Source organism: Streptomyces phytophilus, assembly GCF_013870535.1.
Lineage (GTDB): Bacteria > Actinomycetota > Actinomycetes > Streptomycetales > Streptomycetaceae > Streptomyces > Streptomyces phytophilus.
On the sequence record NZ_JACBXC010001721.1, the window covers coordinates 1 to 1,030 of the forward strand.

A 1,030-nucleotide genomic window follows, 5' to 3' on the forward strand; every position below is an offset into this window, starting at 1 on the left:
GCGGTGGTGTCGGAGGAGCTGTCGTCGGAGGCGGTGTCGCCGGTGCCCTCGTCCTCGCCCTCGGCGGCGGCGGGCTCGGCGTCGTCGCCGTTCCCGGCGTCGTCCGCGTCGTCCGCGTCCTCGGCGGGCAGCAGGGCCAGCACGGGCGCCGGGCTCTCCGGCTCCTCCGCGCCCTCCTCGGGGACCTCGATCCAGCGGACGACCTCGCCGTTGTCGTACGTCTGGATCGCCTTGAACACCAGCTGGTCGGCGTCCTCGGGCAGGGCGCCCATGGAGACCGGGAAGCGCTGGAACGTCCCCGGCTCGACCTTCCCGCCGGACCACGTGACCTTGCTCGCCGCCTCGGTGATCTTCTCGCCGTGCGACTCGATCGGGGTGTCGAGCTTGGCCTGCTCCACCTTCACGTCCCAGCCGGGCACGGGCTCGGGCATGACGGACGTCAGCGGGTGGTCGGTCGGCAGCGTGACCTCCAGCTTGACCGTGGAGGCGTCGTCGCGTTCGTTGGGCACCTTGAAGTTGACGGTGGCGTACCCGCCCTGCTCGGCCTCGCCCGGGTCGATGCTGACGTGCGCGGCGGCGGGCCCGGCGATGAGCAGGACGGCGCCGGCGGCGACGGCGGTGCTGACGGACATTCGCCGCATACGTGATGACTTCATGAGTGACACACTCCGGTCGGTGTGGATGGATTGGGGGTTGGCGCGCGTGCGGCAGCGGCGCGACCACCCGCTCACCCGAGGCCGCACGACCGCGTCCGCCCGTGTCGTACGGGGCGTGCGGCGCGTGACCGTAAGCCGGAGGGGTGCCGTCGCGTCAGGCCGCGAGGGCGAAGACCGGAGGCCCGCGGCGTACGACGGTGTGCTGCAGTTCGCGTACGGTACGGGCGCTCTGCCCGTCGTACGCCGTCCGCGCCCGGGGGCGCGCAGCCGGCCGGCCCGCGCCGTCGAACCCGGCGTCGAGGGCCCGCACGTAGCGCACGGCGGCGCGCAGCGGGGCGAGGCCGGTGCCGCTGCCGGCCGCGAGGCGCAGCAGG

1 protein-coding gene and 1 pseudogene are annotated in these 1,030 nt (G+C 74.4%); both read right to left on the reverse strand.

Annotation, left to right across the window (positions count from 1 at the left end; all coding sequences use genetic code 11):
- Nucleotides 1–641 (reverse strand): YcnI family copper-binding membrane protein (locus H5J30_RS35500; protein WP_181791903.1); only part of this gene is annotated, 641 nt, incomplete at its 3' end.
- Between the two features lie 169 nt (nucleotides 642–810).
- A pseudogene (locus tag H5J30_RS35505) lies at nucleotides 811–1,030 on the reverse strand (hypothetical protein); the annotation flags it as partial.